Source organism: Propioniciclava sp. (assembly GCF_036744435.1).
GTDB lineage: Bacteria > Actinomycetota > Actinomycetes > Propionibacteriales > Propionibacteriaceae > Propioniciclava.
In genome coordinates this window covers 20,724-28,534 of the sequence record NZ_DAIOIA010000026.1, presented here as the reverse complement: position 1 = coordinate 28,534, position 7,811 = coordinate 20,724, and the positions used below count along the sequence as shown (strand labels likewise).

Below are 7,811 nucleotides of genomic sequence, written 5' to 3'. Positions count from 1 at the left end.
ACTGGCGCCGCAGGTGCCGGGCTTCCTGCCCGCGCCGCTGCGCGCGGCCGTCGCCCTCGGCGGCGCGGTCGCGCCGGTGCTGCCCGGGATCGTCGTCCCCACCGCCCGCCGCGTCCTGCGCGACATGGTCAGCCACCTCATCATCGACGCCACGGACGCCCGGCTCGGCCCGGCGATCGCGAAGATCCGCACCGACGGCGTCCGGCTGAACATGAACCTGCTCGGGGAGGCGGTGCTCGGCCGCGCCGAGGCGAAGCGCCGGCTGGACGGGACGCACCGGCTGCTGGCCCGCGACGACGTCGAGTACGTGTCGATCAAGGTGTCCTCGACGGTGGCCCCGCACAACCCGTGGGCGTTCGACGCCGCCGTCGACGACATCGTGGAGCAGTTGACGCCGCTGTTCGAGCGCGCCGCATCCTTCCCGAGGCCCAAGTTCATCAACCTCGACATGGAGGAGTACAAGGACCTCGACCTCACCATCGCGGTCTTCACCCGGATCCTCGACCGGCCCGAGTTCCTCGATCTGGAGGCGGGGATCGTGCTGCAGGCCTACCTGCCGGACGCCCTGGCGGCGATGATCCGGCTGCAGGAGTGGAGCGCGGCGCGGCGGGCGCGGGGCGGAGCGGCGATCAAGGTCCGGGTCGTGAAAGGGGCGAACCTGCCGATGGAGCAGGTCGAGGCGTCCCTCCACGGCTGGCCGCTGGCCACCTGGGGCACCAAACGGGAGTCCGACACCAACTACAAGCGGGTGTTGGAGTACGCACTGCATCCGGACCGGATCGCGAACGTCCGGGTCGGCGTCGCCGGGCACAACCTGTTCGATGTCGCCTACTCGTGGCTGCTGGCTGGACGCCGCGGCGTCCGGTCGGGCATCGAGTACGAGATGCTGCTGGGGATGGCGCAGGGCCAAGCAGAGGCGGTGCGCCGCGAGGTCGGCGGGCTGCTGCTGTACACCCCCGTCGTCGCCCCCGCGGAGTTCGACGTGGCCATCGCCTACCTGATCCGACGGCTGGAGGAGGGAGCCTCCAGCGAGAACTTCATGTCGGCCGTCTTCGAACTGGCCGCCAACGAGGAACTGTTCGCCCGGGAGGTCGGCCGGTTCCGGGCGGCCGTCGCCGGTCTCGACGGGCTGGTGCCCCCGACGCACAAGGTGGCCGACCGGTATGCCGCCGTCCCGCCGAGCGGGCTCGGCGCGTTCCGCAACACCCCGGACACGGACCCGTCGGTGGCCGCCAACCGGGACGCCGCCGCCGCGGCGCTGGCGCGGGCCCGGGACTCCCGGCTGGGCGTCGACACCATCGCCGCCGCGCGGCTGGCGACGCCGGACGCGCTCGACGCCGTGTTGGAGGATGCGCGCTCCGCAGGCCAGGCCTGGGGGACGCGTCCCGCCGAAGAACGCGCCGCGATCCTGCACCGGGCGGGCGAGGTTCTGGAGAGCCGTCGGGCCGACTTCCTGGAGGTGATGGCCTCCGAGGCGGGCAAGACGATCGACCAGGCCGACCCTGAGGTGTCCGAAGCCATCGACTTCGCGCACTACTACGCCGAACAGGCGCTGCGGCTCGACTCCGTCGACGGGGCGACGTTCGTGCCCTCGGCGCTGGCACTGGTGACGCCGCCGTGGAACTTCCCGGTCGCGATCCCCGCCGGAGGGGCGCTCGCGGCGCTCGCCGCCGGGTCGGCCGTCCTGCTGAAGCCTGCCGCCCTCACCGAGCGGTGCGGCGCGGTGATCGCCGAATGCCTGTGGGAGGCCGGGGTGCCACGCGAGGTGCTGCGGCTGATCCAGGTGGGCGAGGACGAACTGGGCGCGACCCTGGTCGGCGATCCGCGCCTGGACCGGGTGATCCTGACCGGCGCCTTCGAGACGGCGGAGCTGTTCCGCTCCTTCCGGACCGACCTGCCGCTGCTCGCGGAGACCAGCGGCAAGAACGCGATCATCGTCACGCCGTCCGCCGACCTGGATCTGGCCGTCAAAGACGTGGTGGCGTCCGCTTTCGGGCATGCGGGTCAGAAGTGCTCGGCGGCCTCCCTGGTGGTGCTGGTCGGCTCCGTGGCGACCTCGCGGCGGTTCCGCACCCAATTGCTGGACGCGGTGTCCTCGCTGACCGTCGGGTATCCGACCGAGGCGGCGACCCAGATGGGTCCGATCATCGAACCGGCGTCCGGCAAGCTGCGGGACGGCCTGACGACGCTGGGGGCGGGGGAGCGGTGGCTGATCGAGCCGCGCGCCCTCGACGACAGCGGACGGCTGTGGAGCCCCGGCGTACGCGGCGGCGTCCAGCGCGGGTCGGCCTACCACCGCACCGAGTACTTTGGCCCGATCCTCGGGATCATGACGGCGGCGACGCTCACCGAGGCCATCGCGCTCGTCAACGACGTCGACTACGGCCTGACCTCAGGGCTGCATTCGCTGGACGCCGCCGAGATCGGGGAGTGGCTGGGCACGATCGCCGCGGGCAACCTGTACGTCAACCGGGGGATCACCGGGGCGATCGTGCAGCGGCAGCCTTTCGGCGGCTGGAAGCGGTCCGCGGTGGGTGCGGGAGCCAAGGCCGGCGGACCCAACTACCTCGTCGGCCTGGGTTCGTGGCGCAGCCGGGAGGCGACGGCCTCGACCGCCGTGACCACCCCGGCCGTCAGCGCGCTGGTCGCGGCGGCACGGAAGGATCTGACGCAGCAGGAGGCGGCGCGCGTCGAGCGGGCGGCCCGCAGCGACGGTGAGGCGTGGCGGCTGCAGTTCGGCGTCGCCGAGGACGTGTCCCAGCTTCCGGTCGAACGCAACGTGTTTCGCTACCTGCCGCTGGACCGGCCGGTCCTGGTGCGCCTGGACGCCGCGGCCCCGGTCGCCGACCTGGTGCGCGTCGTCGCAGCGGGCGCGCTGACAGACACCGCGATCGTCGCGTCGTCGGGTCGTGACCTGCCGCCCGCGGTGGAGGCCGCCCTCCGCGGCTGTGCGCAGGAGGTCGTCGTCGAGGACGAGGCCGCCTGGGGTGCCCGGGTGGTGCGCCACGGCGCCGGAAGGGTCCGCCTGATCGGCGGGTCGGCGACCACGGTGGCTGAGGCGACCCAGGGACGCCCCGACCTGGCCGTCTACGCGGGCGAGGTCACCGAGTCCGGACGCCTGGAGATCCTGCCGTTCCTGCGCGAGCAGGCCGTCTCGATCACCGCGCACCGCTTCGGGACCCCCAACCACCTCACCGATGCGCTCATCTGAGGAGGCGGGTGTTACGGGCGCGTGTCCTGAACACGCGCGCCCGCGGAACGCTGGACTTCATCCCGGCACGGGTGGGCAGGGTTCTCGTGGCCGTTATGCGTAGGCACGCGGTGCCGTACGTCTACGGGGCGAAGCGGGCCACCAGTGAGCGGAAGGTGTCGGTGGCGCGCGCGTGGGCGTCCGGCGCGAGCGGGACGTCGACGGGGACCGGCTGATCCAGGTGGGCGGCGACGTAGTCGGCGATGCCGCGCGGAACCGTGCCCTGCCCGAGTTCCCGGGTGACCGACTTCACCGCGACCAGGTCGGCCACGGTGGCGCGCAGCGTGGGCGGGACGTCGATCTCTGCCAGGAGTTCCTGCAGCCGCATGGGCGGGGTGCCGTGCGGGTGGGTGTCGAGCCAGTGCAGGGCGGCGGCGGGACGCACCGCGTAGAACAGCCGCTTGAGGCGCACCTGCTCACCCTCCAGCCCGGCCAGGGCGCGCTGGCGCCGTCCGAGGTAGAGGTAATGCCGCCGGAGCCGGGGGCGGGTGGTGACGGCGTCCACCAGGGCGAGGAGTTCATCCCGGAACGCCTTGTCGCCGCCGTAGACCAGCGGGGACCGCAGCCATTCGCCGACGGTCGCATTGCCGCGGACGGCCAGCCGGACGGCCTTGATGAGGTCCCAGCCGTTCACGTCGAAGACGGCGTCCAGGGGCGTCTCGATCACGTCGCGCGGGCGCCACGGCGACAGGTAGTCCTCCGCGCTGCGGACGTAGAAGAACCGGCAGTCGTAGTCGCTGTCGGGAGAGGGGAACCCCCACGCGCGCGACCCGGACTCGATCGCCCACGGAATCCGGACGCCGTGCTCGGCCGCGACCCCGCCGAGCCGGTCGTCGATCGCCGCCACGACGGCCGCGTCCATGGACGCGTCGACACTGCGCAACCACACCACCCCCGCAGCTTAGGGGCGTCTTGATCCGGCCTCGACACGGCGCTGCGTCGCGGAGCCCCGAGGGCGCCATCCCGTCGTCTCGGGGATCACCGGCCCGGGGACCCCGCGGCGGCGTCAGGCTTCGTCGCGCGACCGGCCCTCAGAAGGTGGTGGCCCGGGGAGGTCGATGCCGCCCAGCAGTTCCTGCATCGCGGCGACTTCGGCCAGGAGCCGATCCAGGGAGCCGTCGGGGTCGGCGTGGTCGCCGGGACGCACCATCGAACTCAGGGCGGCCAGCACCATCAGCCCGAACGTGAGCCGGGTGGTGGCCGGGTCGCCGGTGCGTTGGCGCATCAGGGCGTGCACCGGCTTGAGGCGTCCGATGAGCTGCTTCCAGAAGTTGAACGCCAGGTCCGGGTGGTCATGTAGCAGTTCCTTGATGCGCAGGAAGTCGCCCGGCAACTCGGTGCTGGACGCCACCAGGGCGAGGGCGTCGGTGAGCAGGTCGCCGTCGGCGTCCAGGAACGCCTGGGCGCGCTCGGGGGCGAGCTCGGTCTGGGGCATGTCGAAGGCCGCGTCCAGCTTGGTGGGGTAGTAGTTGAAGAAGGTGCGCGGCGCGACGCCGACCTCCTCGCAGATCTCCTCCACGGTCACCCCGGCCGCCCCGCGCTCGCCGATCAACCGCAGCGCGACCTCGTGGATCGCGTTGCGGGTTGCTCGCTTCTTGCGCTCGCGGAGCGACTCCCCACTCATGCCCTCATCCCTTCCTTACTTGAGGCGCTCATACCTCCGCGCCCTCCTGTTCGGCCAGCGCCAGCTCGTTCTTCTCCTCCAGCGCCGACCGCGTGCGCAGCGGCGGCACCCGGTAGAACAAGGTGATCGCGAACGCCGCCAGCATGACGCCGAAGCCCACCCAGTAGATCGTCACCACCGAGGTGTTGAACCCGGTCATGAACGGGGCCGTCAGCCGGGCGTCCGCCCCGTTGAGGAACGAGGTATCGCTCGTGCTCACGTTCATCTGCGTGTCACTGGTGCCGTTCTTGACCTGATCGATCAGCGTCGGCACCAACTGGTCGACGATGGCGCGCCGCTGTACGGGGTCAGCGTAGTCAACGGCGAGTTGGCCGTCACGGACGCTCAGGTGTTGCTCGCTGGCGACCGTCTCCAGGGCCTTCTGCTCGGCCTCGGGGATCAGTTCGGCGACCTTGTCGTTGATGGTCTGCTCCACCTGGGAGAGCTGCGTGGCACCCTCTCCGAGCTTGGCGCTGCCGGAGGCCGCCCCCTCGACGCCCGTGGTCAGCGCGCTGCCCTTCTCGGCGGCCGTGGTGGCGCCGGTGGCGAGCTTGCCCGCCCCGTCGGCGACCTGCCCCATGCCCGCGCTCACCTGGGTGGTGCCCGCGGCGAGTTGATCGGCGCCGCCGCTGAGCTGCGTCATCCCGGACGCGATCCCCGTCTGCTCGCCCGAGCCGTTCAGGTAGCCGCTCGTGGTGTAGACGCTGGTGCCCAGCGCCTTCATCGCCGCGCTGACCGCGCTTTGGTCCGACGTCAGCTGAGCGCAGGCCGCGGGAGTTGCGGCGCCCTCGCCGGCGGCGGCCGTGTCGGCGGCACACGTCTTCTGGTCGGTGGCCAGGGTCGTCATCGCCTGCTGCAGCGTGGCGAACTCGGTCGTGGCGTCCTTGGCGGTGCCCGCCGCCGTCTGGGTGGCGCCACTGAGCTTCTTCAGCCCGGAGCTGAGCTGCCCGGCGCCGTCGGCGAGCTGGCCGGACGCCGAGGCGAGCTTCGAGGTACCCGTGGCGAGCCCGGAGGCCCCCGTCCCGATCTGGCCGACGCCGTCGACGAACGCGCCCGTCCCGGTGCTGAGCTTCCCCAGGCCGGAGGTGAGCTGTCCGGCGCCGTCGGCGAGCTGGCCCGCGCCCGTGGCGGCGGCCTCGTGGGCGGCCTTGGAGACCTCCTCGCGCACCTTGGCGTCCACCTGGTCCTTCACCTGCTGGGTGGCATCGGCCATCTTGGTGTCGACCTCGGACTTGATTTTGTCGGTGATCGGCGTCCACATGGCGTCCATGACGCCCTGGTTCTGCGGGGCGCTGGCGACGGCGGGATCGAGGGCCGCATCCAAGGTCACGGTCGCCTTGTCGACGTCCGACATGGCCAGCGTCACGTTGCCGGGCAGGGAGCCGAACAGCATCGACAGCATGATCGCGGTGCCGAGCGTCCCGCCGATCTGCCGGAAGAACGTCGCCGAACTGGACGCCACCCCCATGTCCTGGGCGGGAGTCGCCGCTTGTGCGGCCAAGGTCAGCGTCTGCATGAGCTGGCCGAGCCCCAACCCGATGACGGCCATGGCGAGCGCCAGGAACGGATAGCCGCGCTCCGGCGTCATGAAGGTGAGGATGCCGAACCCGGCCGCGGTCGTCGCCGATCCGGAAATGGGGAAGACCCCGTACTTGCCGGTGCGGGCCACCACCTGACCGGTGACGACCGACGCGATCATGACGCCGAGCATCATCGGCAGGCTCCCGAAACCGGACTGCGTCGGGTTGAAGCCGAGCACGATCTGCAGGTACAGCGGGATCGTCATCATGGCGCCGAACATGCCGAACCCCACCAGGACGCTCAGCACGACGGCCAGGGAGAACTTCTGGTTGAACAGCCGCAGCGGCAGGATCGCGTCCGGCCCCAGCGCCCGCTCGACGAGGATGAACCCGACCAGGGAGGCGGCGCCGACGCCGTAGCAGGCCAGCGACAGCGGGGACGTCCAACCCCATTCGCGGCCCTGCTCGGCGACCAGCAGCAGCGGCACGAGCGAGGTGGTTGCCAGCGTGGCGCCCCACCAGTCGATCCGGGCGCGCCCCTGGGCGAAGTGGGGGATGTGGAGGAACGCCATGACGGCGCCCAGGGCGAGGGCTCCGATCGGGATGTTGATCAGGAACACCCACCGCCAGCCGTCGATGCCGAGGATGCTGGGGGCGCTCGCGAACACGCCGCCGACCAGCGGTCCGACGACCGCGGCGACGCCGAAGATCGCGAGGAAGAACCCCTGGTACTTGGCGCGCTCGCGCGGGGCGAGGATGTCGCCCATGATCGCCAGCGGGAGCGACATCAGGCCGCCCGCGCCGATGCCCTGCACCGCGCGGAACCCGGCGAGCATCAGCATGGACGTGGAGAAGCTGGACAGCACCGACCCGGCGATGAAGATCGAGATGCTGAGGATGATGAGCGGACGGCGTCCGAACAGGTCGGACAGCTTGCCGTACAGCGGGGTGGTGACCGTCGAGGTGATCAGGTAGGCGGTGGTGACCCACGCCTGCTGGTCGAGGCCGTGGAGGTCGTCGCCGATGGTGCGGATGGCCGTGCCGAACACGGTCTGCTCCATGGAACTGAGGAACATCGCGGCCATCAGCCCGTAGATGACCAGCATGATCTGCCGGTGATCCATCAACGGGGCCGAGGCCGCCGAACGTTCCCCGTCCGATTCAACTCCCGAACCGGCCTGGGTGGCGACTGCTGTCATGCGTACTCCCTGCGTGCTGCGCACCCGCCGAACGCCTGGTGCTTCGCAACAGTACTGCAAGTTTGCAGGACTGCAAATATCTTTCCGTGGGCGCTGGTGCGGCCCCAGGACGCGGCTGCCGTCGATCGCCGGATTACACCGTTCGGATTCGTACTTTCGGCCGAGGTCCCCCCTCGTAC

General features: G+C 71.2%; 4 protein-coding genes. 1 reads left to right on the top strand and 3 read right to left on the bottom strand.

The genetic code is table 11. The features are described from left to right. The coding region (locus tag V7E09_RS05280) for a bifunctional proline dehydrogenase/L-glutamate gamma-semialdehyde dehydrogenase (protein ID WP_324523116.1) at positions 1–3,211 on the top strand (3,211 nt) is incomplete at its 5' end. Between the two features lie 121 nt (positions 3,212–3,332). Here V7E09_RS05280 and V7E09_RS05275 read toward each other — a convergent pair. From V7E09_RS05275 to V7E09_RS05265, 3 genes are all read right to left on the bottom strand, one after another. Beyond that, positions 3,333–4,142 (bottom strand): nucleotidyltransferase domain-containing protein, encoded by an 810-nt coding sequence (locus tag V7E09_RS05275; RefSeq protein WP_324509905.1) that lies wholly within the window; start codon positions 4,140–4,142, stop codon positions 3,333–3,335. Positions 4,143–4,256: 114 nt separating this feature from the next. Further along, positions 4,257–4,874 carry a TetR/AcrR family transcriptional regulator gene (locus V7E09_RS05270; RefSeq protein ID WP_324509903.1) on the bottom strand — a complete coding sequence of 206 codons (618 nt, stop codon included), beginning with the start codon at positions 4,872–4,874 and terminating at the stop codon, positions 4,257–4,259. Between the two features lie 28 nt (positions 4,875–4,902). Further along, complete coding sequence (locus tag V7E09_RS05265; RefSeq protein ID WP_324523115.1) at positions 4,903–7,632, bottom strand: MFS transporter; 2,730 nt, start codon at positions 7,630–7,632, stop codon at positions 4,903–4,905. Positions 7,633–7,811: the final 179 nt, after the last annotated feature.

What these genes read in the sequence shown, in the direction of transcription:
- V7E09_RS05270 (WP_324509903.1), bottom strand. Translation starts at nt 4,874, where the DNA reads ATGAGTGGGGAGTCGCTCCGCGAGCGCAAGAAGCGAGCAACCCGCAAC.
- V7E09_RS05265 (WP_324523115.1), bottom strand. Translation starts at nt 7,632, where the DNA reads ATGACAGCAGTCGCCACCCAGGCCGGTTCGGGAGTTGAATCGGACGGG.